Raw genomic sequence first — 23,175 nt, 5'->3', positions numbered from 1 at the left:
ATGCTGCACGTAGCCCTCGCCAATATCAAGACCTATGCACGGCGTTATATCGCCGTGGTCCTGGCGGTCGCCATCGGCACCGCCTTCCTCGCGGCCACCCTGGCCGTTAACACCTCGACCCGCGCGACCTTGAAGAACTCGCTGGGCGACACCTACAAGAACGCCGACCTGGTCGCCTTCCAGGACTGGGAACTGGTGCCGGAGGATGATCCCGACTTCGAGTACACCGAACTGGCCATGGAACAGGTCGAGGACATCCGCAAGCTCCCGGAGATCTCCACCGCCTACGGCACCGCCTACGAAACCGGTGAACTGCACACCGCGGACGACGGCTATGGCGTGCTGCTGCAGCCGGTGTCCGCCGAGCAGAACCTCGGCGGCATGGAGCTGCTCGAAGGCCGTGCCCCGCTGAACGCCGACGAGGTCATCCTCGACGACGAGCACGCCGATCGCATGAAGGTCTCGGTGGGGGACACCGTCGGCCTGACCACCTCCGAGTCCACCAAGGACATGAAGGTGGTGGGCATCCAGCGCACCAGCACCGATCCGCAGCTCTCCGGCTACGCCATGGTGGGCCTGACGGAATCCGTCTGGACGAAGATCGCCGGCGATTCCGGTTCCTTCCAGAACATCGTGATCGATGCCAAGGACTCCCTCCCGGCCGCCCAGCAGGCGCTGGCCGCGTACTTCGCCGAGCACCAGATGAGGGACGTCTCGGTACTGACCGCCGATGAAAAGGTCATCAAGGACGTCGCCATGCTGACGGACGGCACCGACCAGCTCACCGTGGTGCTGCTGGTGTTCGCCCTGGTCGCCCTGGTGGTCACCGGCCTGGTCGTGGTGAACACCTTCAACGTGGTGATCGCCCAGCGCACCCGCGAACTGGCGCTGCTGCGTACCCTGGGCGCCAAGCGCAAGCAGATCCGCAGCTCCGTGCTCATCGAGGCCCTGGTCATCGGCATCGTCGCCTCGGCGATCGGCGTGGCCCTGGCCGTCGCGCTGATGGCAGGCCTGATCCAGCTGCTGCACGTGATGGTGCCGAGCCTGTCCTACGCCACGCTGGCGCTGGATGCCAAGGGCCTGGTGATCCCGGTGGTCGTGGGCATCGCAATGACCGTCATCGCCGCGAGCCTGCCGGCCCGCCGCGCCATGAAGCTCGCCCCGCTGGCGGCCCTGCGTCCCTTCGACGCGGCGAGCGTGAAAAACCGCGCCGGCAAGCTGCGCATCGTCATCGGGATCCTGCTGGCCCTGGCCGGCGCCGGGCTGCTGGCCTGGGGCGCGATCGACGGTTCGCTGCCCATCGCCTTCCTCGGCGGCCTGCTCTCCTTCCCGGGCATCCTGATGCTCGCATCGCTGTTCGTCCCGGCCAGCGTCTTCGGCATCGGCAAGCTGGTGGCCGGGCGCTCGGTGGCTGGCAAGCTCGCCGCCCTGAACGCAGTGCGCAACCCGGGCCGCACCACCGCCACCGCCACGGCCCTGCTGATCGGCGTCACCCTGGTTTCCATGATCATGGTCGGCGGACAGACGGCCAAGTCCAGCCTGAACACTTCCCTGGCCGGCGAGTTCCCCGTGGATCTGACCCTCTCGCTGTACGAGCGCCAGGTCGACGACGCGAAGACCCAGGAACTGGCCCGCGAGCTGGCCTCCTTGGACGGCATCGAGGAAACCTCTACCTTCGTGGCCGGCACCGCGGAAATCAAGGGCCGGGAGGACGAAGCCCCGGTACAGCTGATGGGCGTCGATCCGCAGGGCTTCTCCAAGACCGTGCTGGACCAGAGCATCGTGCCGGCGGACGGGCAGATCATCCGCTTCAACACTGGCACAGAAGAACAGCCCAAGAAGCTGACCGTCGGCGGCAGGGAACTGGACGTCAAGGTGTCCTCCGCGGCGCTGTACCAGGACCTGGTCACCAAGGACACCTTGGAATCGTTGAAGCTGGCCGACTCGGAGAACGAGTACGGCGGCGTGCTGATCAAGGCGGCCCCCGACCTGTCCAACGCCGACATCACCGCCCTGGTAGAGCAGATCGCCGATGTGGCCAACGTCGAGTCGTACATGATCGACGGCGGCGTGGTGCAGAACGCCATGTTCTCCCAGGTCATCGACGTGCTGCTGGCCATCGTGTCCGCCCTGCTGGCCGTGGCGGTGCTGATCGCGCTGATCGGCGTGGCCAACACGCTCAGCCTCTCGGTGCTCGAACGCACCCGCGAGAACTCGCTGCTGCGGGCCCTGGGCCTGAAGAAGAAGCAGCTGCGGGCCATGCTGGCCCAGGAAGCCGTGCTGATCGGCGGCGTGGCGGCCCTGCTGGGTCTGGTGCTCGGCGTGGTCTACGGACTGCTCGGCGCGCATGCCACGCTCTCTGCGGTCGGCCAGATGTCCTACGAGATCCCGTGGCTGCAGCTGGCCCTGGTGCTGGTAGTCAGCATCGTGGCCGCCCTGCTGGCCTCGGTGACCCCGGGACGCCGCGCCGCGAAGCTCTCCCCGGTCCAGGGGCTGGCGACCGAGTAGCCCGGCGCCTCGCGACCGGCAGGCAGACGCCCGGGGCCGATGACTTCTCGTCATCGGGCCCGGGCGTTGCTCGTATACCGTTGGTTCAACGAACATTGAGCTGATGCGTTTTCGCGTGAAACCAGGCAAAACCGAACGAGTCGACCAGTGGCTCCAGTTCCTGAATTCCAATATGCCGGCGGTGCTGGAAACCCTGGAGGGGGAGCGGATGTACGTCGAGACGATTTTCAGCGAGACGCTGGACGGGGCCGAATACCTGTACTGGTACAGCATCCAGGGCCACGGCGGTACCGAGGTCCGCGACTCGGCGCACTGGCTCGATGAGAAGCACCTGGAATACTGGGACGAATGCATCGATCCCGAGTTCGCCCCGCAGACGCTGGTCACCCGGGTGAGCATGATCCCGCAGCGGATCCGGGAACAGATGCAGTAGCCACGCCGAAGGCAGGCAAGGGCCCGCAGGACGCTTTGCCGGATGCGTGGCGGAACGTCCTGCGGGCCCCGTGCTGTGCCGCGCAGCTAGCGCAGCGTGATGGTGGTGGCCATGGCCGGGGAGCGGCCGGTGGTGACGAAGCCCGAGATGTTGGATCCCGGATGCTTGATGATGTCCGTGATGGATCCCAGGTGGCGGCTCAAATCGATTTTGTCCTCCGGGGCTGCCAGCACCAGGTGGAAACCGAATTCCTGCAGCGCGCGGATACCCGCCGCGGCATATTCGGAGTTGGCCTGGATGAACGCCTCGTCGATCATCACCGTGCCGAAGGACGTGAACCCGGCGGTGGCGAAGCCGAGCTGGTAGGCCAGCGCGGCGCCCATGATGAACGAGGTGAAACGCTGCCCCTCGCCGCCGGAGAGGGTGCCCGGTTCCAGCCCGGTTTCCACCTCGCCGTTCGGCTTGTGCTCGTTGCAGCTGATCACCACATGCTGGCGCACGTCCAGCACCGTCGAACGCCAGGCCGAAAGGCCCGGGTCGCTCAGCGCCGAGACCAGCGCCTCCAGCGCCTGGTAGGAGCTGGCCAGCGTGCCCTCGTCCTTGGTGGTGTAGGCGTCCTGCAGCGCGTTCTTCAGGTCCTTGCGGAAGGTGGCGGCCTCCACCGGGATGGAGTTTTCCACCTCCAGGCGCAGCAGCGAGCCGTGCTCGAAGGCCACCTCGCCGAGGATCTGGTTCAGCGGCTTGATGCGCTCGGAAATCATCCGGCGCTCCTCGTCCAGCAGCTGCAATAGGTCGCTGAAACGTTCGTAGGAGCGGTTGGCGAAGTATTCGCGGAACTGCGCCTCATGGTGCGGCAGGCCGTCGGCGACGATCTGCTCATGCAGCTGGGCGTAGTGCTCCGCGGCCTCCGGGGAGGTGCCGTGGGTCTGCGCGTGGGAGCCGCCGAATTCACGGGCGAAACGGCGGAAGGTCTCGCTCAGCGCCCCGCCGATTTCCTGGCGCCGCGCGGTCAGCTCGCTCAGCTGGCCCGCCAGCTGCAGCCTGGCCTCGGCGAAGGCGCTGGAGATCTCCTCGGAGGCCGGGCTGCTGCCGGCGCCGATGGTTTCCAGCAATCCGCCGAGCAGCTCGTGGCCGCGCAGCGCCGCCGGGACCCGCTCCAGCCAGTCGCCGCTGTCCGCGGGATCGGCGGCCAGGACCTTTTCGGCCCGCTCGATCTGCAGGCCCAGCTCGCCGGCTCGGGAGCGGACCAGCGCCAGGTCTCCGACCAGCTGCTCGGACTCGGCTTTGGCTGCCTCGATCTGCGCGCGGACCCGGGAGGAATCCCCGGAGAGCGTGAGCGCGTCGCCCAGCTTCTGCTCGCTGCGGCGCAGCGCCTGGAGCGCGGGGGCCGCATCCAGCTGCGCGAAGGTGCGCTCGTCCTCGATCAGCGCGCCAAGCAGCTGCGCCTTGGCCAGCACCTTGGCCTTGGCGGCGCTGCGGTCATCCGCGGCATTCTTGGCGTCCTGCACCTTGATTTCCAGGCGCGCGGCCTTGGACTGCAGCTCGGAGATCTTCGCCTCGTTGGTGAAGCCCAGCAGGTATTCGGAGGCCGGCAGGGTGCGGGTGTCGCGCTCGAAGAGGCCGGTGCCGGTCTTGATGGTGCCGGCCGGGGTGATGGCCTTGGGATGGATGTGCATGGCCGCGTCGTTCTCCACGCAGGCCAGCGGATAGTCGGAGGTGATCTTTGCACGCAGCCAGGCGCCGGCCTCGCCCGGGGCGAAGTCCAGCTTGGTGACCAGGTCCGCCGGGCCGGCCTCGGCCTCGCGCGGGGCCAGCGAGATGTCCGCCCAGCGCACCCGGCCCAGCCCGTCGAGCTTGTCGATGGCGTGGGTGACCTGGGCCAGGAACTCGCCGGGCACCAGGAGGGTGCGGGCCACCGAGTGCAGCGCCTTCTCCGCGGCCAGCCGCCACATGGCGCAGTCGGCGGAGACGTCCATCAGCTCGCCGGCGAAGGGCAGCTGCTCCTCGCGCAGCGAACAGGCCGAGGCGATGGCGCGCCGGGCCGCGACCGAGCGGTCGTCGATGTTGGTGCTGCGGCGCTGGTAGGAGCGGATCTGCTCGGCCAGCGTGTCAGCGCGCTTGCGCAGGTTGACCAGCGAGGCCATGGCCTCGTATTCAACGGTCTGCGCGTCCTTGGTGATGGAGTCCAGCTGCTGCAGGGTGCGGGCGGCGTTGGCACGCAGCTCGTCCAGCCCGGTGGCGCTGAATTCGAAGGCCAGCCCGGCTTGGTCGGCCTGCTCCTGCAGGGCTCGCAGCACGCGCTCCTTCTCGCTCAGCGCCTTGCGGGCGGCGTCGGCTTCGCGTTCCAGCAGCATCAGCGAGGCGGAGCCGGCCGCGTCGTGCGCGGCCTCCAGCGACTGCAGCTGGTCATCGAGCTTGGCCTTGCGTTCGCCCAGCTCGGCCTGCCTGGCCGTGAGCTGCGCATGCTCGGCGCGGTGCGCTGCCAGGTCGTTGCGCAGCACCAGCTGGCGCACCTGCGCTTCGAGCTGCGCCAGCTCGGTTTCCAGCAGCTGGCGGGTGGTGCCGATCCTCTCGGCCAGCGAGCGGTAGGCGCGGTCCTGCTCCGGCACGGCGGCCAGCACGTCGCGCTGCGCGCGGGCGGTGTCCAGCTGCCGGTAGATGCCGCGCAGGTGCGCGAAGTCCTCCACCGCGGCGGCGGCGGCCTTCAGCGTGGCAGGTTCCTCCAGCACCTCGTGGCGGAAGAACTGGTTCACGCCCTTGGCCAGGCCCTTGCCGTTCTGCAGGGTGCGCAGCAGGGCGAAGGCCTTGTCGCTTTCCACGCCCAGGCGGCGGCGCAGCCGGTCGATGAAAGCCTTGTGGGTGTCGAAGGCCTCGGCCGGGGACAGCGCCTTGGACAGCGAGGAGACCGTGAAGCGGCGCGGGCCGTGGTTCTCCAGTTCGGCGATGTCCAGCGCGCCCTCGCACAAGAGGTAGTGCTTGGACACCTGGCCTTCCAGCCCGGCGTCCGGCAGGTCGAAGACCGCGCCGGCGCTGACGGTGTTGCCCAGGCCGTCCTGGTAGCTGAGCAGCACGGCGCTCCAGGTGGCGCCGGGGCGCTGGAACACGGTGCCGGAGCTGGTCTTGAACTTGCGTCCGCGCATGTAGGAATAGGTGGTGCGGCGGTCCTCGCGGGTGGCCGCGTCGTTGGCCGACTCGTTCAGCCGCGGGCTGGCGAAGAACACGTGGCCCATGGCGTCGAAGAGCGTGGACTTGCCCACGCCGGGATGGCCGGTGACCAGCGTTCCGGCGCGGTCCACCCCCAGGTCGTGCAGCCCGTGGAAGGTTCCCCAGTTCACCAGCTGGACGCGCGAGAGGCGGTGCTGGCCGGGGTTGATCTCGCCGCCCAGCGGCAGCGTCATTTCAATGCTCATCGGCTACTCCTGCACCAGTGCGTCGGTCTGTTCGGATGCGTCGGCCTCGTCGGGCTCCGCCTCCGCGAGGTTCAGCACGCCCTCGTTGGCGTCGATCGCCGCGATGTAGCGCGGGATGTCCTGGATGGAGGCCAAGGGCAGGGCCATGGCCAGCGCCGGGGAAATGCGGAACTCGTCGGCCAGCTCGGTATTGGTCAGCAGCCGCAGCGAGCCCAGCCGGGCGATGGCCGCATCGCAGGACTCGGCGAAGCGCTTGTCGTCGCGGTCGGCGGCGGCGCGGTGCTCGGCCAGGATCTCGTGCATGCCCGCGCGGGAGATCACCGCATCGGCCCCGGTGCCCGACTGCTGCTCCAGCAGCAGCCGCAGCCGCAGCGCCAGCAGGGTCTCGTCGCGCTTGAGCGGGCGGCGCGGGGCGATCGGCGCGGTGTGCGCCTGCTCGATGTCCACCGGCGCCAGCATGGCGATCTTGCGGTCCATGTCCAGGCTCAGCGCCAGGAAGATCTCCGAGAAGTACTTGGTGACAGCGCCTTGCGAATCCAGCAGCAGCTGCCAGGCCGCGGCGTCCACGGAGCCGTCGAGGTACGGGCCGCGCAGCAGCCGCACCAGCAGCTGGCGCAGCGGGAGCGGGAAGCTGCCGGTATCCCCATCGAACAGCGGATCGGTGATCGGTGCGGCATATGAGTCGGTGTAGGTCATAGCGGCTCCTTCGTGAAGCTCAGGGCGGGCAGGTAGGCGGTGCGCGTGGAACCATCAAGCTGGGTGAATTCGATGCCCAGCAGCTGCGACTCGTCGAGGTTCTCGCCGTTGGTGCGCCCGATCTCGATCAGCGCGCGGATGGTATTCAGGTGCTGGTGCTCGGCGGGCAAGGCCGCGAACACCTGATCCAGCGGCACCGGGTCCTGCGCGGCGCCGCGCAGCCGCTGCGCGATCGCGCTGCGCAGCGCCGGCATGTCGGCCTCCGGGGTGCTGGGGGTGCGCACGATGTCCTCGGCGCTGAATTCCGGGGCATGGGCCAGCGGCGGCGGGGCCACGTGCTCGGAGGGATCGTAGATGCCCAGCCCGTGCAGGGTGACGAACTGCGGGGCGAACAGTTCCAGCGGGGCCAGCCCGCTGCGCGGCTTCAGACCCGCGGACTTGCTGATCGCGGCCTCCGCCTCGCGCACCGCCCGGCGCAGCAACTCGGCCTGCTTGTAGTCCTCGGACTGCACGAAGGCATGCAGGGACTCGGAGAGCTTGCCGTAGGAGGTGTGCACCTCGGCGGCCTGGCGGCGCAGCTCGCGCAGCAGGTTGGTGAGGATCTGGCGTTCCGGGGTGTCCAGGTCGTCCACGAAGTCGCGCTCCAGCACCTCGGCCAGCGCCGCGCGGAAACGCTGCTGGGCTTCGGGGGAATTCAGGAACTCGGTGAAGCCGCGGAAGGTCTCGCCCTCGGCGGTTGAGCGCAGCTGCCGGTCGGCTTCCAGCACCTGGCCCACCGCCACGCCCTTGGCGGTGGAGGCGTCCAGGATTCCCTCGCGCAGCGAATGCAGCATGTCCTGCACCCCGTCGCGCATGCGGCGGAAGTCCGCCGGCAGGCTCGCGGCCAGATCCAGCACCGAGCGGGCCGCGGACAGCGCGGTGGTGCGGGAGAGCACCGCCGGATCGGTGCCGGAGCGCAGCTGGTCGATCTGCGCCTGGCGCTGGGCGATCTGGGATTCCAGCGCGCGGATGCGCGCCTCGGGATCCGGGTCGGTTTCGTGGGCCAGGGATTCCAGCGAGGACAGCAGCGTGTTCAGGCGCGAGGAGTTCAGGTGCGAGTCGTCGGTGGAGAAATCGGCTAGGAAGCGCAGCGTGCGCAGGGTCTGGGCGCTGGGCTCGTAGACGAAGCGCCCGTCGATCAGCGGACGGGCCAGCAATCCCTGCTTGACCCAGGTTTCGGCGAAGTCCTGCGCACTGTAGGTCTGCGGGATCTGCTCGTCGCTCGTGCGGGCGGTTTTCAGGAAGGAATCCAGCGAAGCGTGGAACAGTTCCAGCGCGATGCGCGGGCGGTCCGCGGTGAACTCGGCGCGGATGAAGGCGACCGCCCAGGGCTGGGCCGTTAAGAGCCGGTACGCCGCCGAGCTTCTGAACTGCTGGGACTGGATCCACAGGCTATTCGCGCGGTGCGAGGGCTGCATGCATTTCCTTGATCTTCTTGACGCCTAACCTCCTAATTCTAGAGCATCCGGCTTCACGCCAGATGTGCGCCCCCTGCGCGGCAGATGCCAGTTTTGTATCGATTGGAGTAATGAACTGCCATTCGGTGTTTTTGGCAGGGCTGCCTGTGTAGTGTCGGAACGAGACGATGACAACGCCGTATCTGCTGGTTTTCGGCGCGTTTCGGGCATGGAGGTCGAAGATGATGAAGTTCGCACGGTTGCTGGCCGCAGGGATCCTGGTGGCGGCGCTCGCCGGATGCAGTAGTGAGCAACCCAACCCGCAGGACGCGGCGAACGACGCGTCGGCCGCCCCGGACGCCTCCGCCCAGGCCGCGCAGGAAGAAGCCCGCGTGGCCGAGGCCAAGGCGGAGATCAACCGGCTGGCCGACGGCTACGACTACCCGGCCGCCATCAAGATGGCTTCCAAGGACCCCAGCGAGGAACTGCAGAAACTGGTCCCGGGGCTGGAAGAGGAAAAGTCCCAGACCGTGGCCTGGGAGAAGCCGAACCAGATCCCGCACCTGTTTTTCCACTCGCTGGTCATCGACACCGACCGCGCCTTCGACGGGGACGGCGAAGCCCAGGGCTACAAGGACTACATGGTGACCCAGAAGGAGTTCACCGCGATCATCGAGGAGCTCTACGCCCGGGACTTCGTGCTGGTGAACCCCGCGGACTTCGCCGGCCCGGACAAGAAGGGGAACATGGCCTACCGCAAGATCATGCTTCCCAAGGGCAAGCAGCCGCTGGTGCTGTCGGTGGATGACGTGAGCTACTACGAGTACATGGACGGCGACGGGTTCGCGAGCAAGCTGCTGGTGGACAAGGACGGCAAGGTCCGCAACGAATACACCGATGCCAAGGGCAAAACGCATGTGGGAGCCTACGACGTGACCACCATGCTCGACGACTTCATCGAGGAGCATCCTGACTTCTCCTACCGCGACGCCCGCGGCCTCGTGGCCATGACCGGGTACAACGGCGAATTCGGCTACCGCACCTCGGCCAGCCAGTACCCGGAAAACAAGAACATCAAGAAGGACCAGAAGGCCGCGACCGAGGTCGCGGACGCCATGAAGGACGAGGGCTGGATCTTCGCCTCGCACTCCTGGGGCCACATTTCCACCGGCACCGTGGACATGGCGCGCTTCAAGCGGGACATGAAGCTGTGGAAGGAAGAAGTCGAGCCGATCGTGGGCAAGACCGAGCATTTGATCTACCCGTTCGGCTCGGACATCGCCCGCACCGCCAAGTACTCCGGAAGCCGGTACGAATACCTGGAAGACCAGGGATTCAAGTACTTCTACGGCGTGGACGGCACCATCCGCGCGTGGATGCAGCAGACCGACGACTACCAGCGCCAGATGCGCATCAACATCGACGGGCTGCAGTTCGACAAGGAACTGCGCGGGGACCGTCCGGTGCTCTCCGAGTTCTTCGACGTCAAGAAGGTCATCGACCCGGCACGCTGAACGCGCGCCGGGCCGGCGGACGGCGGGATCCAGCCGGGCTAGAGCGCCATGAAGGCGCCCAGCTGGGATAGGGCCGCCGGGCTGGAGGGCAGGTAGTCAGTCAGCCGGTCGCTGCGCACGATGACCGCTTTCCACTGGCCGCGGGAGATCGCCACGTTGACCCGGTTGCGGTTGAGCAGGAAATCGATGCCGCGCGCCGCGTCGGCCGCGCTGGAGCAGGCCATGCTCATCAGCACCACCGGGGCCTCCTGCCCCTGGAACTTGTCCACGGTGCCGACCCGCACGTCCCCGAGCCCCTCTGATTCCAGGACCTCGCGCACCATGTTGACCTGCGCGTTGTAGGCGGCGACCACCAGGATGTCCGAGGCCGCCAGCGTGCGGGAGGCGGCGTTTTGTCCCGGGGACCATTGCATGCCCAGATGCTCGCGCACCAGCGCGACGATTTCCGCGGCTTCCTCCGCGCTGCTGACGGTGTTCCCGCGGTGCTCCACCAGCCGGGTTTCCACCCCGGCGGCGCTGCCGGCCAGGCTGCGCTGGCCGGCGGCCTGCGCGGAGAACAGCTGGTGGTCGTAGCTCAGCGCGGAGACCTTGGCGCACAAGGCCGGGTGCATGCGCCACGAGGCGGCCAGGAAGTAGCCCAGCTCCCGGGGCAGCACCGGGCGGCCGTTGGACAGCCAGCCGAGCGCCGATTCGTCCACCGGCTGCGGATGCGAGCCCTGGGTCACCTGCGGCAGCTGCTGCGGGTCGCCGAGCAGCAGCAGGTTGCGGGCCGCCCGGGACACCGCCAGGGTGTTGGCCAGCGAGAACTGCCCGGCCTCGTCGATCACCAGCAGATCGAGGCTGCCGGCCGGCACCCTGGATCCGGTCATGGTCCAGGCGGTGCCGCCGATCAGCGCGCCGTCCCGGCCGGACAGCACGCGCTCCAGGTCCTCCTTGTCGGTGCCGTGCCACGGCACCGGGTCCTTGTGCTTGACCTCCTTGGCCACCAGATCCGGGTCGACGCCGGCGGAAATGGCCTTGCGCAGCACGTTCTCCACCACCGCATGGGACTGCGCCACGACACCGATCTTCCATCCGGCATCCACCAGTTCGCGGATCACGTGGGAGGCGACGAACGTCTTGCCGGTGCCCGGAGGGCCCTGCACCGCCAGGTACGAGTTGTCCAGGTCCTGCAGCGTGCGCACCACGGCCTGGTAGACCTGGGCCCTGCCGTCCACCACGGCCGGCTCCACCGGCGCGGCCAGGGTCTTCAGCCGTGGCGGGATGCGGCGCAGGATGTCGATGCCCGGCTGCTGCGGCAGCACCGGGACAGTGGATCCCACCGCGATGGCGAGCTGCGCCAGCGCCTCGTCGATGCTCTTGGTGGCAATGGGCTTGTCGGGGGTGAGCGCGACCGGGAAGGCCCCGTATTCGGGGATCTTGCCGCTGGTCTTCTCCGCGATGGTGATCCAGCCCTCGCCCACCTCCACCACCGTCGCATTGAAGGCGCCGCCGCGCAGCGCCTTGTCGTCGACCTCCATGCCTTCGGGCAGCGGGCCGGCGAACATGGCGAACACCCCGGAGCCGGGGGAGAGCAGCGAGCCCTCGGCCAGGGTGCCGTGCAGCCTTGAAATCCTGGTCACGGTGCGGGCCCGCGGCGTGGGCTTGTGCCAGTCTTCGAGCACCTGCGCCGAATCCACCATGAAGACCCCGCGCACGTCCGCCCACTCGTCCATGTTTTTGCTGAGCCGGTCGAAGTGGTCCCACCAGTACTGCTTCTTCTCACGCCGGTTGTAGCCTGTCGCGGCGGCGACCATCGCGATGGCGCGGTCGTCCGCGCCGAGCGCCTCGCCCTCGGGCAGCGCCGCCAGGTACTCCTGCAGGCGCAGCTCCTCCGGGGCCGGCTCGTACTCCTCGACGGCTTCGGGCACAGCCGAGTCCGGAATCAGCGTGTGCGGCTGGAAATCGACAAGGGACAGCAGCCAGTCGCGCAGGCGCAGCGTCGAGAGGCAGTCGTATTCGTTGTAGTCGGCAATGGAATCCAGCACCTGCTGCGCCTCGGCATCGGCGCCTGAATCGCGGGCCTGCATGTACTGGGCGTAGGCGACCACCGAGGCGCCGGCGTCGGTGACATCGCCCGAGCGCAGGTGCTCGCCCATGTACAGCGGTTCAAGCTTCTTGATCGAGTAGGAGCGGGTGGAGACGACCAGCGAATTGCGCACGGTGTCGTACAGGTCGATCAGCAGGTTCTCGCGCAGCCACTGGTCCACCTCGTCCTCCCCGGCGATGTGGACCTGGGAGAGCTTGCGCAGGGCGCTCTTCTCATAGGCCGCGTAGTGGTAGATCTTCATGCCCGGGAAGCGGCGGCGCCGCTGTTCCACGTACTCGATGAAGTCGAGGAATGCCCGGCGTTCGCCGGCCCGGCTGTGCGCCCAGAACGGACGGAACACCGGTTTACCGGTGTCGTTCTCGATCACTCCGAACAGGTATTCCAGGCCCCATGAATCATCCAGCGGTTCCTGGTAGAGCGGGTCGCCCTCGAAGTCGAAGAAGATGTCCCCCTGGTCGGGGTTGGGCAGGCTGGTGATGGTCTGGTCCGACTTCACCCGGTAGGACACGTTCTGGATGGTGGTGGCCAACGGGTCGGCGCCCACCTGCATGCGGGCCTGCTCCACGGCGCGGGCCAGCGAGGTCTTGGGATCGGGCTCCAGCGCGGCGAGCTGGTCGATTGTGGAAATGCCCTGGCGGCGCAGCTTTTCGCGCTGGGCCATGGACATGCCGGCGACCAGCAGCAGGTCGCGGGTCTGCTCCACCTGTTCGGCGCACAGGCTGCATCGGCCGCACAGGCGCAGCTGGTCCGAATCCCAGGCCACGGGCTGGCCGGAGGCCTGGTGCTCGCGCACCATGGACAGGAAGTGGTCGCGCTGCGCGCGGAAGACCGGCAGGATCTCATCGATGCGATGGGACGAATGGGTGCCGTCGCCCAGCACCAGCGTGGTGTGGGGGTGGACCTCGATGCCCTCGGCCATCATCTGGTCCGCGTAGGCTGCGACTTGGAGCAGCGCGCTGACGCGGGCATGGCGGGCAAGCTTCGTGTCCCACACGGCCCAGGATCCGTCTTCCTGGCGGACCAGGAAGTCGGCGAAGCCGACAAATGACCCGTCGAAGAAGGTCGCCTGGAAAATGACGTCGGCACCGCTGCGCAGCACTGCCAGCGTCTGCTCATGGGCCCGGCGCAGGGACTGCTCGGTCATCTCCGGCCGGTCGGTGAATTTCTTGACCCCGGTCCCGGTCTGCGGGTTGTACTCGCCGTATCTCTGCACAAGCTGGTCCAGGACGCGGTGTTCGTGCACGTCGCCGAGCACCGCGGTGCGGTGCAGCATTTCGTCGGTGACGGCGTCCGGCTTCTCTCGGCGTTCCAGCCGGACGTCCAGCAGGAACAGCGACTGGTACTGGCAGTCGACGGCGATTGACAGGTCGCTGGCCGAGTATACGAGGTGCTGGTTCAAAAAGAACACGGGGCCGGTGCCTTTCGCCGACTAGATAGTTACCTAGTCAACGTAGCACTCGACCCCGACAAAAGGATTATTGGGATTCCTACTGGTCAGCGGCTTTCTTCTTGCCGCCCAGGAGCAGCGAGAGCAGACCGACGCCTGCGGTGACGGTGTTGACTGCAGGCCATGCGCCCATCGACTTGGCCATCGGGTGGGACGCGCCGAAGCCTGAAACGTAGGCGGAGGCCAGGGTGACTGCCCGCGCGGTTCCGGCGTCCTTCTTCCAGATCATGAATGCACCCACGCCTGACGCACCCAGAACCACTGCCGCCAGTGGACGCTTCTTGGTGGCACGACCGGTTGCGTAGCCGCCAGCCAGACCGGTGACTGCCAGTGCAGTTGATGCCAAACGTGACACGATGAACCTCCAGTGAGATATGTTGTTTTGCTTCATCCATCGTATGGCTGCCAGCTGTGACTATTCATAGAACTTCTCCCTGCACGTGTCGTGCGGTTCGGTTCGCCGGCCCGGGCTTGGAAGAATGGAACCGAATATAGTCCAGGGCTCGCGCAGCCCGAGCGGAAGAGCGGCGAATGAACCTGAATATCGGCGAAGCATGGGCTCGTCTGGCCGAACCGGTTGCTGTCGACCTGCAGGCCTGGCAGTGGGCAGCCTTGGCCGTCGCCGTCGGGTTGCTGGTCCTGCCGCGCCGGATCTGGCGCATCACCGGGCTGTACTCAACACTCATCCACGAGATGGGGCACATTGTCTCAGCGATGCTCACCGGGCGATTCGTCATGGGCCTGCGTCTGGGATGGGACCATTCCGGCGAAGTGGTCAGCCGCGGCCGGGGAAAATTCTCGGTCATTTTCTCGGGCCTTTTCGGGTATCCGGCGCCGTTGTGGGTGTCGGCGGTGATGCTGTGGGCGATTTCCGAGGGTTATGCCGGCCGGGCGCTGGGCGTCTACGCGCTGTTCTTCCTGCTGGCCTTGTTCTTCGCCCGCAACTGGCCCGCGGTGGTGGTCTGCCTGGTCACCTCCGCGGTGGCCCTGGCCGTGGTGTTCTTCGCCCCGGCCGGCACCTATGTCTACCTGTCGCTGCTGATTGCCGGCTTTCTGCTGCTGGCCGGAGTCAAGGACTTCATCAAGGTCATCGGAGTGCACACCTGGCGGCGGCGCGATCTGGGGCAGTCCGATGCCTACCTGATAGCCCGCGCGACCGGTACCTTCGCCACCCTGTGGCTTGTGGTGATGCTGGCGCTGGGGACTGCGGCGTTGCTGTGGGCCGTGAGCAGCCTAGTCGGACTTTTCTGAGGCATGCTTGTCCACTGATTTCTTGGTCGCCCATCGGGTGACAGCCCAGGCCGCCGCGGCAACCAGGACGATCGGCGCGACCTTGGCCTTGCGTTTGGTTTTCCCTTCCGGGTCCACCGCCATGTCCTGTAGCGGATCGCCGCCGTGCTTGATGCGGATTTCCTGGGCCTGGACCAGGTCGCGGTAGTTGGACAGGGACTTCTTGGCCACCAGCGTTGAATCACGCAGCGGCAACTGGACCTCTTCGGCGGACGGCATTCCGGTGCGCAGCTGCCTGAGCCTGATGAATTCGATGTCGACCAAGGCTCCGAGGATCAAGGCGATATTGCTGACCCAGCAGGCGACGATCAACACGATGACGCCGCCGATGGCCCCGTAGGTTGCCGAATAGTTGGCGAAGTTGCTCAGGTAGATGCTGAAGCCTGCCATGGAGAGTCCCAGAATGAACATCGCAGTGACAGTGCCCGGCGAGAACCACTGGAAGCGCGGGCGCTTCACGTTCGGGGTGTAGTAATACAGCAGCGCAAGGACCAGCAGGAAAACCACCAGCAGTGCGGGAGGTTTGGCCAAGTTGAAGATCGTGACAAAGCTGTCGCCCAGGCCGAAGATGTTCCCCAGCGCCTGCGCGACGGATCCGGAGGCGACCAGCAGGACCATGGTGATGACCGCCAAGACCATGATCAGCAGGGTGATCAGGAACATCTGCGGGCGGCGCTTCCACTGGGGCCGGCCTTCGGTTGCGCCGTACAGCCGGTTCATCGACCGGCCGAATGCGGCAACGTAGGCCGAGGTGCTCCACAACGCACCCAGCGAACCTGCCACGATCGCCAGCGTTGTCCCGGCCGCATGTTCAGCCAAGGTGTCGAGCAGCTGTTCGGCCGTGTCCAGCAGCTGCTTCGAGTCGCCGGTCAGTACTTCGCCGTTCGGGGCCAAGGCCATGTGCAGCACCTCCAGCATCCATTCGGTGCCGCTTTCGGTGGCGCCCGCGAGCGTCAACAGCGAAATGAGTGCGAGAAGTCCGGGGAACATGGCGAGCACCATGTAGAAGGACAGGGAGGCGCCGCCATCGAGTCCATCGTTTCTGAAGAACTCGCGCACTGCGCGCGGATAGCAGAGGTAAGCCTCCCGCAGCCTGTCCTTCGCGGACCTTTTCGTCATGGGCATGAGCTTCCTCTGTTGCCCAATGCCGGGCTCTTGGCGTTGCATCTTGGTTTCAGCCTACAGAAGATCGGATTCGCACGTTCCGCAACTGCGCCCTGCCTAGGGATAAATACGGGATTATGCAGTATCGGGCACTCATTTCTCCGCTCGCGGCGCGGTATCGAAAAGATGCATGTGTCGTCGGGCACACCGGGCAGGGAACCCTTTGCTGCTTGGATTGAATAGCTCAGACAAAATGAAGTGGTTCCATATCACAATTGGGGTCCAGGAATCCATTTCGAAAACATAACGCTCGGGGTGCTTCGATGTGGGAATCAGGGCTTGGGGAGAAGATTTCTTAAATTTTTTTTCTGACTTTGACCTCGTGTTTTAGTGTCCCTGAGAATTCACTGAGTTGCCAAGGTGGCGGGGAGGTGCGCTATCGTCTTTCATAACGTTTCGATAACACTCGCGGTGTTATGGGGAAACAGGTACTGCCGGAACTTCCGAACCGCTCGTCAGGGCAGTGCTTAATCAACGTCGAAATGCGACGCTGAGCGGTGCACAAGGATGGTCTTGGAAGGCCTGAGTGCGGAAGAGCACTGGAGAATAATGATCCAGCAGAAGACTAAGAAGATTGTCCGTCGCGGTGGAGCCACCCTGGCCGCGTTCGCAGTTGCCGGCGGCGCCATGGTTGCCACCACCGCACCTGCCTCGGCAGCAAGCACCTGGGACAAGTTGGCCCAGTGCGAGTCCGGCGGAAACTGGTCCATCAACACCGGTAACGGCTACTCGGGCGGCCTGCAGTTCTCGCCGTCGACCTGGAAGGCCTACGGCGGCAAGGGTTCGGCCCATAACGCGTCGAAGGCCGAGCAGATCCGCGTGGCCACCAAGGTCCAGCAGGGCCAGGGCTGGGGCGCATGGCCAGCTTGCACCGCCAAGCTTGGCATCAGCGGCTCGCCTAAGGGCACCGCCACTAAGCAGGCAACCTCGACCGCCAAGAAGTCGAGCACCCAGACTACGCAGAAGGCCAAGTCGTACAAGTCGTACTCGAACGACTACGAGCGCACTGCTTCGCGCAGCGCAGCTACAACCCAGTCGGTCAAGTCGGTCAAGTCGACCAAGTCGGTTGCTCCGGCAACCTCGGGCAAGCGCGTCGCCGCAGCCCCTGCTCCGGTGAGCTTCAACATCGACGTCACCGATTCGGGCAAGAACTACACCGTGAAGTCCGGCGACACCCTGGCAAAGATTGCCAAGAAGCTGGACATCAAGGACTGGCGCGGGCTGTTCGTCTTGAATGACGACCAGCTGAGCAACCCAGACCTGATCATGGTCGGACAGACCCTGAACGTTCCTACGAAGTAATTTCGCAGAACGATTCCCGAGTCCCACGATTGGCATTCAGCCGGTCGTGGGACTCGTCTTTTAAGGCGTCGGAAGCCTCTGGAATCGCGTACTCGTTTTATACCTATATATAAAGGTATAAAAGCGGCATATGGTGGCGTCATGAAAACCGATTTCACCCATCCGCAACCGGCCGTGCAATGGGACATTCTGGGTGCAGGATTCCAAGAATCCGCGTTGCTCGAACGGCCCGGCACGAGGGGCGGCGCTCCCGGCAGCTGGTGGGGCGGGGCGCTGGATGTGGAAGGGCTGGCGAGCCACAGCGTGGGACTAGTCGGCCAGGCGGTCGCCGAGCTGTCCGCCGGACGATGCGAGCTGCGCAGTGGGCCGTCCCAGCTGGCCGCGGGCTTCGAGTCCTTCCGGCACCTGAAGATCGCGGGGCGCACGGTGCAGGCTTTCGCGCCGCTGTCCGGATTCTTCCCGACCGCCCGGGGATGGATCCGGACCCATGCAAACTATCCGCACCATGAACGTGCGCTGTTGGATGCGATGAATGCCAGCGGCCCTGAGCAGCTGACTACCGCGCTCGCGCAGTCCGATGCCTTCGAAGCCCAAGAACGCATCGTGGCCGCCGGAGGCATCGCCGCCGCGGTACGCAGCCGCAAGCAATGGCTCGACGAACCGCAAGCGCAGCCGGCAGCGGCAGGACCCTGGGCGCAGTTCGAGTTGTCCGCAATGCCCGAGACCGGCGTGTGGCGGTTCCATCCGGAGTCCCGGCTGCCCCTGGAAGGACTGAAAATCCTGGACTTCACCCGGGTCATCGCCGGTCCCACGGCGTCCCGGACGCTGGCACTGCTGGGCGCGCAGGTGCTGCGCGTGGACGGACCCCGGATCCCGGAACTTCCCGACCAGCACATCGACACAGGATTCGCGAAGCGCAGCACGGTGCTGGACCTTGCCACGGTGCCGGGGCTGGCGGCAGTCCACGAGCTGCTGGCGCAGGCGGATGCGGTGATCCTGGGATACCGGCCCGGGGCCTTGGAAACGCTCGGACTGTCCGCCGAGAGCCTGCGGGAGCGCTACCCGCAACTAGTCATCGCCCAGCTGTGCGCTTGGGGCTTCGCAGGTCCGTGGGCATCCCGCCGCGGGTTCGACAGCATCGTGCAGGCTGCCACCGGCATCGCGGACGCGTACCGGACGCCGGGCGGGAAACCCGGAGCTCTTCCGGTTCAGGGGCTGGATTACGCCGCCGGATACGGTATTGCGGCCGCGGTGATCGCCTTGCTTCGGGCCCGCACCGAGCGGCAGCGGACCGGGACCGTGCGGTTTTCGCTGGCCAGGACCGCGCAGGCCCTGTTCGACTTCGGCCGCCCCGCCGCCCCGGCAGTGGAGCTCGGAACCCCAGCGACCGCCCGCCGGGAGAGCGGCTACGGCATGCTCGACTACGCGCTGCCGCCCTTCGAGCTCAATGGCGCGCAGCTGGACTACCCGCAGGCGCCGACGCGCTACGGCACGGACCAGCCCGCGTGGGCCTAGCCTTTGAGGAGGGCCGTGGCGAAATGCCGCGCGCCGGGTCCATAGGCCCGGGACAGGGCGAGGAAACGTTCGCGGCTGGGCCGGCCGGGCCAGTTGCCAGGCAGCATGGCATCAGGCAGTCCGGGATCGAGGTAGGGCAGCGCCCGCCAGGCGTCGACCATGGCCACGTAGCCGCGGTAGGCGGCGGCCGGCGAGGCTGGCTGCGCGTCCAGCGCGGCGGTGCTCTCCAGGAAGGTTGAATGCATCGATTCCAGCCGGCCGAGGTCCCACCACTGCCGTGCGGCCTGCATGGCGCCCTCGGGGAAGTCCGGGGTCTGCGTGGTGAAGACGGTGGCGTAGGAGCGGACCTCCAGCGCGCCGAGGACCTGGAGCACTTCCTCGCGCAGGTAGCCGGGGAAGATCCACAGCCCGGCATTGACCAGGCCGCCGCCGAGCTGCAGGAAGTGCTTGCGCACCTGGTGCCGCAGGGGTCTCATGGTCTCCGGCAGCGAATAGGCCACCAGGCACCATAGTTCTTCGTCCGCCATTTGGCGTGGCGTGAAGATCCGGCGGTCGCCCCGGGCGAACATCGCGTGGGCCGCGGCGGTGACCTGCAGGCTGGAGGTCCCGGCGGCCTCCAGCACGCCGCGGTCCGCCAGCCGCGAAATCGCCGTCTGCGCGGTCGGGGCCGAGACCTCGGCGGCCGTGGCCAGCGCCAGGATCTTGGTGCGGGCTACCGGAGCGGCTTCATGGCGCAGGTACAGGCCCGCGATGGTGCGGATGATGGAGGCGGCGCTGCCGGTACGCGCCTCGAAATCATCCAGGGTGAAGGCGACGAGCTGCGTGCTAGCTGCCAATTTCGGTGCGCACCGCAAACAGCTCGGGGAAGAACGTCAGGTCCAGGGCGCGCTTGAGGAAGTCGACGCCCGATGAGCCACCGGTGCCGCGCTTGAAGCCGATGGTGCGCTGCACCACACGCAGGTGGCGGAAGCGCCAGGCCTGGAAGTTGTCCTCGACGTCCACCAGGTCCTCGCAGGCCTGGTAGAGGCTCCACAAGGTGTCCTCGGATTCGTAGATGTCCTTGTAGACCGGGATCAGCGATTCCTGGAAGGTCCACGGCTTGGTGATATCGCGTTCGAGCACCTCTGCCGGGATGTCGTAGCCGTGGCGGGCCAGCGCCGCGAGGAACACGTCGTAGAGGGTCGGCTCGTTCAGCAGGTTGCTGAGCAGCTCGTGCGCCTTGGGATCCGCTTCGTGGACCTTGAGCATTCCGGCGTGCTTGTTGCCGAGGATGAATTCCACCGCGCGGTACTGGAAGGACTGGAATCCCGAGGAGGATCCGAGGAAGCCGCGGAACTGCGCATACTCGCGCGGGGTGAGCGTCGCCAGCACTGACCACTGCTCGGTCAGCGTCTTCTGGATGTGCTTGACGCGGGCAAGGCACTTCAGTGCCTTGCCGATGTCGTCGGCGCCCAGCAGGCGGCGCGCCTCGACTAGCTCGTGGAGCATGAGCTTGAGCCACAACTCCGAGGTCTGGTGCTGGATGATGAACAGCATCTCGTCGTGGTGCTCCGGCACGCTGACCGGATGCTGCGCGGAGAGGATCCGCTCCAGGTCGAGGTAGCTGCCGTAGGACATCGTGTTGTGGAAGTCGGTGCGGACCCCCGACTCGATGTCACGCTGATTGGTTCCATGCTGGTCTTTGCTCATGGAGACAAGAGTATCAATATCGTTTCGCTCGTCACAATAATGAAATTCGCAGTTTTCGCGCACGGGCAGTCAGTCTTTCCGGGCCTCGGGAATAGATCTCCGATGTTGCGGGTTGTTACATGCATACGCATCTAAACCTCGGGAAAGGCGTGAACATGAGCAAGTCCGTTGTGGTGATCAGTGGTGGCCTGGGAAGCCCGTCGAGTTCCTCGCTGCTGGGACGCCAGCTGGGCGAATCCATCGCCGGGCAGCTGGCGCTCGCCGGCGTGCAGGCCGACGTGGCCAACATCGAGCTGCGCGAGCACGCCAGCGACATCACCAACAACATGCTCACCGGATTCGCCGCGCCAACCCTGCAACGGATCATCGACGCGGTGGTCGGCGCCGACGTGCTGGTGGCCGTGACGCCGGTCTTCACCGCCTCGGTATCCGGCCTGTTCAAGTCCTTCCTGGACATCCTGGATCCCAAGTCGCTCAGCGGCAAGCCGGTAGTACTCGCCGCCACCGCGGGCACCCAGCGCCACCAGCTGGCCATCGACTACGCCATGCGGCCGATCTTCGCCTACCTGCGCGCGCAGGTCATGCCCACCACCGTCTTCGCCGCGTCGGAGGACTTCGGCGGCCAGGGCATCTCAGGCACCCTGTCCGACCGCGCGCAGCGCGTGGCCCGCGAGGTGGCCATGGCCCTGGCGTCCTCCGACGGGGAGCTGAAGCCCGACGTCGATCTGGGCGACACCCGGTCCATCGCCCCGTCGGTCAGCGAAACCGCCGACCCCAACGACGAGATGACCTCCCTGCCCTTCGAAGCGCTGCTGGCCAACGTCCGCTCCGGAGCCAGCTAGGCAAGCCCCGAAACCCGTGAATCCCGCGGGGCGCCGAGCTCCAAGCCCGGTGCCCCGCGGGATTTTCCATGCCTGCCGGCATCTCGACCGGATTCGTCGAGGGCAGGGAGAAAATGTTAGTACGATGTGCCATGCCTGCTGAACACCGATAACATCAAGGATTGTGGGCCAAGCAGCGACGCGACGGCGTTCGGCGGTGCCCGCGCAGCTTTGTACTACCAGTGAAAGGTGTAGCAGTCGATGCTATCCGAGGAAACAATCACGGCAATCGCCGATGAACTGGTCCAAGCAGGAGTCACGCGTACCCCGGTGCCCCGCCTGACTGCCCGCTACCCGGAAATGACCGTCGAGGACTCCTATCGAGTGCAGAACCTCTGGCGCCAGCGCTCCGAGGCCAACGGCCGTGTGCTGGCAGGCCGCAAGATCGGCCTGACCTCCCGCGCCATGCAGATGGCCACCGGCATCACCGAGCCGGACTACGGCATCATCTTCGACGACATGGTCCTGGACTCCGGGTGCACCGTGAAGTGGGACCAGTACACCCACCCGCGCATCGAGATGGAACTGGCGTTCAAGCTCAAGAAGGACATCAAGGGTCCGAATGCGAACATCTTCGACGTCCTGGAAGCCACCGAATACGTCATCCCCGCCCTGGAGATCCTCGATTCGCGCATCGAGATGGAAGGCCGCACCATCGTGGACACCATCTCCGACAACGCGGCGATGGGCGCCATGGTCATTGGCGGCAATCCGGTGCGTCCGGAAGCCGTGGACCTGCGCTGGGTCTCGGGCATCCTGTTCAAGAACCAGACCGTAGAGGAAACCGGCGTCGCCGCCGGCGTGCTGAACCACCCGGCCGCCGGCGTGTACTGGCTGGCCAACAAGATCGCCGCCCACGGCGATAAGCTCAACGCCGGCGAGATCATCCTCGCCGGATCCTTCACCCGTCCGATGTGGGTCTACGAAAACGACACCGTTTTCGCCGACTACGGACCGCTGGGAACCGTGACATGCCATTTCGAGTAGAACCCGATGCCTCGCTGAAGGACGCGCTCAAGGACGCCGACCACGCCCTGTCAGGGGTGTGGGTCTGCTCGGGCTCCCCGCTGGTCGCAGAGATCTGCGCCGGCGCCGGCTTCGACTGGCTGTTCATCGACGGCGAGCACTCGCCCAACGACCTGGGCAGCATCCTGGCCCAGCTGCAGGCGGTGCGCGGCTACCCGGTGGTGCCCGTGGTGCGCCCGCCGGTGAACGACCCGGTGGTCATCAAGCAGTACCTGGATCTGGGGGTGCAGTCGCTGATCATCCCGATGGTCAATGACGCGCAGCAGGCGGCCAACGCTGTCGCGGCCTGCAACTATCCGCCGGCCGGCGTGCGCGGCGTCGGCTCGGCGCTGGCCCGCTCGGCCCGCTGGAACCGCATCCCCGACTACCTGAACCGGGCCGGGGAGACCATCACCGTCATGGTGCAGATCGAATCCGCCGAAGCGTTGGAGAACGTCGAGGCGATCGTGGCCACCGCGGGCCTGGACGGCATCTTCATCGGGCCTTCGGACCTCGCGGCCTCCATGGGAGTGATCGGCCAGCAGAACCACCCCGAGGTGGTCGCCGGCGTGATGAAGTCCATTGCCGCGGCCCGCGCCGCCGGCAGGTACGTGGGCGTGAACGCCTTCGATGCGGCCACCGCGCGCAAGTACATCGAAGCCGGGGCCCAGTACGTGGGCGTCGGCGCGGATGTGGCGCTGCTGGCCCGCTCCACCGAGGCGCTGGCCGCCAGCTACCGGGCCGAGGCCTCGGGCGCAACGCCTGACAGCTACTGACCCAGGCGATCTGCCTTACC

At 66.5% G+C, this 23,175-nt stretch carries 17 protein-coding genes; 9 read left to right on the top strand and 8 right to left on the bottom strand.

Features of this window, described 5'->3' with window-relative positions; genetic code table 11:
• Positions 1–2,508 carry an ABC transporter permease gene (locus ATC04_RS15085; protein WP_047118319.1) on the top strand — a complete coding sequence of 836 codons (2,508 nt, stop codon included), beginning with the start codon at positions 1–3 and terminating at the stop codon, positions 2,506–2,508.
• Positions 2,509–2,611: 103 nt separating this feature from the next.
• On the top strand, positions 2,612–2,941 hold the full coding sequence (locus ATC04_RS15080; RefSeq protein WP_047118320.1) for a DUF6176 family protein: 330 nt from the start codon (positions 2,612–2,614) through the stop codon (positions 2,939–2,941).
• A gap of 86 nt (positions 2,942–3,027) precedes the next feature.
• On the opposite strand, the gene ATC04_RS15075 is transcribed toward ATC04_RS15080, so the two are convergent.
• Genes ATC04_RS15075 through ATC04_RS15065 form a run of 3 tightly spaced genes read right to left on the bottom strand, consistent with a single transcriptional unit; the run spans position 3,028 to position 8,504 of the window.
• Positions 3,028–6,351, bottom strand: a complete 3,324-nt coding sequence (locus ATC04_RS15075) for an ATP-binding protein (protein ID WP_047118321.1) — start codon at positions 6,349–6,351, stop codon at positions 3,028–3,030.
• Between the two features lie 3 nt (positions 6,352–6,354).
• Positions 6,355–7,047 carry a DUF4194 domain-containing protein gene (locus tag ATC04_RS15070; protein WP_047118322.1) on the bottom strand — a complete coding sequence of 231 codons (693 nt, stop codon included), beginning with the start codon at positions 7,045–7,047 and terminating at the stop codon, positions 6,355–6,357.
• Entirely contained in the window at positions 7,044–8,504 is a 1,461-nt protein-coding gene (locus ATC04_RS15065; protein ID WP_047118323.1) for a DUF3375 domain-containing protein, read from the bottom strand. Before ATC04_RS15065 ends, ATC04_RS15070 begins: the two co-directional genes overlap by 4 nt.
• A gap of 221 nt (positions 8,505–8,725) precedes the next feature.
• Here ATC04_RS15065 and ATC04_RS15060 point away from each other — a divergent pair, with 221 nt between their 5' ends.
• Positions 8,726–9,997 carry a polysaccharide deacetylase family protein gene (locus ATC04_RS15060; protein WP_231735998.1) on the top strand — a complete coding sequence of 424 codons (1,272 nt, stop codon included), beginning with the start codon at positions 8,726–8,728 and terminating at the stop codon, positions 9,995–9,997.
• A gap of 38 nt (positions 9,998–10,035) precedes the next feature.
• Here ATC04_RS15060 and ATC04_RS15055 read toward each other — a convergent pair whose 3' ends face one another.
• Positions 10,036–13,494 carry a bifunctional RecB family nuclease/DEAD/DEAH box helicase gene (locus ATC04_RS15055; protein WP_047118326.1) on the bottom strand — a complete coding sequence of 1,153 codons (3,459 nt, stop codon included), beginning with the start codon at positions 13,492–13,494 and terminating at the stop codon, positions 10,036–10,038.
• Between the two features lie 79 nt (positions 13,495–13,573).
• The gene (locus ATC04_RS15050; RefSeq protein WP_047118327.1) at positions 13,574–13,888 is read right to left on the bottom strand and encodes a hypothetical protein; all 315 of its coding nucleotides are present in this window, start codon (positions 13,886–13,888) and stop codon (positions 13,574–13,576) included.
• Positions 13,889–14,064: 176 nt separating this feature from the next.
• Between ATC04_RS15050 and ATC04_RS15045 the strand changes: the two genes are divergently transcribed.
• Entirely contained in the window at positions 14,065–14,784 is a 720-nt protein-coding gene (locus ATC04_RS15045; protein WP_052772247.1) for a M50 family metallopeptidase, read from the top strand.
• Here ATC04_RS15045 and ATC04_RS15040 read toward each other — a convergent pair.
• Positions 14,767–15,942: a YihY/virulence factor BrkB family protein gene (locus ATC04_RS15040; RefSeq protein ID WP_052772248.1), complete on the bottom strand. Its 1,176-nt coding sequence runs from the start codon at positions 15,940–15,942 to the stop codon at positions 14,767–14,769. The two genes, ATC04_RS15045 and ATC04_RS15040, sit on opposite strands and share 18 nt — an antisense overlap.
• A gap of 594 nt (positions 15,943–16,536) precedes the next feature.
• Here ATC04_RS15040 and ATC04_RS15035 point away from each other — a divergent pair.
• Both ATC04_RS15035 and ATC04_RS15030 read left to right on the top strand, forming a co-directional pair.
• The gene (locus ATC04_RS15035; RefSeq protein ID WP_047118328.1) at positions 16,537–17,289 is read left to right on the top strand and encodes a transglycosylase family protein; all 753 of its coding nucleotides are present in this window, start codon (positions 16,537–16,539) and stop codon (positions 17,287–17,289) included.
• A 141-nt stretch (positions 17,290–17,430) separates the two neighbouring features.
• Positions 17,431–18,804, top strand: a complete 1,374-nt coding sequence (locus ATC04_RS15030) for a CoA transferase (protein ID WP_052772249.1) — start codon at positions 17,431–17,433, stop codon at positions 18,802–18,804.
• Here the strand turns inward: ATC04_RS15030 and ATC04_RS15025 are convergent.
• The gene (locus ATC04_RS15025) at positions 18,801–19,640 is read right to left on the bottom strand and encodes a PaaX family transcriptional regulator C-terminal domain-containing protein (protein ID WP_052772250.1); all 840 of its coding nucleotides are present in this window, start codon (positions 19,638–19,640) and stop codon (positions 18,801–18,803) included. The genes ATC04_RS15030 and ATC04_RS15025 overlap by 4 nt on opposite strands.
• Positions 19,630–20,493, bottom strand: a complete 864-nt coding sequence (gene kynA, locus ATC04_RS15020; RefSeq protein WP_047118329.1) for a tryptophan 2,3-dioxygenase — start codon at positions 20,491–20,493, stop codon at positions 19,630–19,632. Before kynA ends, ATC04_RS15025 begins: the two co-directional genes overlap by 11 nt.
• A gap of 155 nt (positions 20,494–20,648) precedes the next feature.
• Between kynA and ATC04_RS15015 the strand changes: the two genes are divergently transcribed.
• The 3 genes from ATC04_RS15015 (at position 20,649) to ATC04_RS15005 (ending at position 23,155) form a co-directional block, all read left to right on the top strand.
• Complete coding sequence (locus ATC04_RS15015; protein WP_047118330.1) at positions 20,649–21,335, top strand: CE1759 family FMN reductase; 687 nt, start codon at positions 20,649–20,651, stop codon at positions 21,333–21,335.
• A gap of 240 nt (positions 21,336–21,575) precedes the next feature.
• Positions 21,576–22,361, top strand: a complete 786-nt coding sequence (gene hpaH, locus ATC04_RS15010; protein WP_047118331.1) for a 2-oxo-hept-4-ene-1,7-dioate hydratase — start codon at positions 21,576–21,578, stop codon at positions 22,359–22,361.
• Positions 22,346–23,155 carry an aldolase/citrate lyase family protein gene (locus tag ATC04_RS15005; protein ID WP_082123788.1) on the top strand — a complete coding sequence of 270 codons (810 nt, stop codon included), beginning with the start codon at positions 22,346–22,348 and terminating at the stop codon, positions 23,153–23,155. The genes hpaH and ATC04_RS15005 overlap by 16 nt, the downstream gene beginning before the upstream one ends.
• Positions 23,156–23,175: the final 20 nt, after the last annotated feature.

Source organism: Arthrobacter sp. YC-RL1 (assembly GCF_001454985.1).
Classification (GTDB): Bacteria; Actinomycetota; Actinomycetes; order Actinomycetales; family Micrococcaceae; genus Glutamicibacter; species Glutamicibacter soli.
This window is presented reverse-complemented; position numbering and strand designations above follow the sequence as displayed.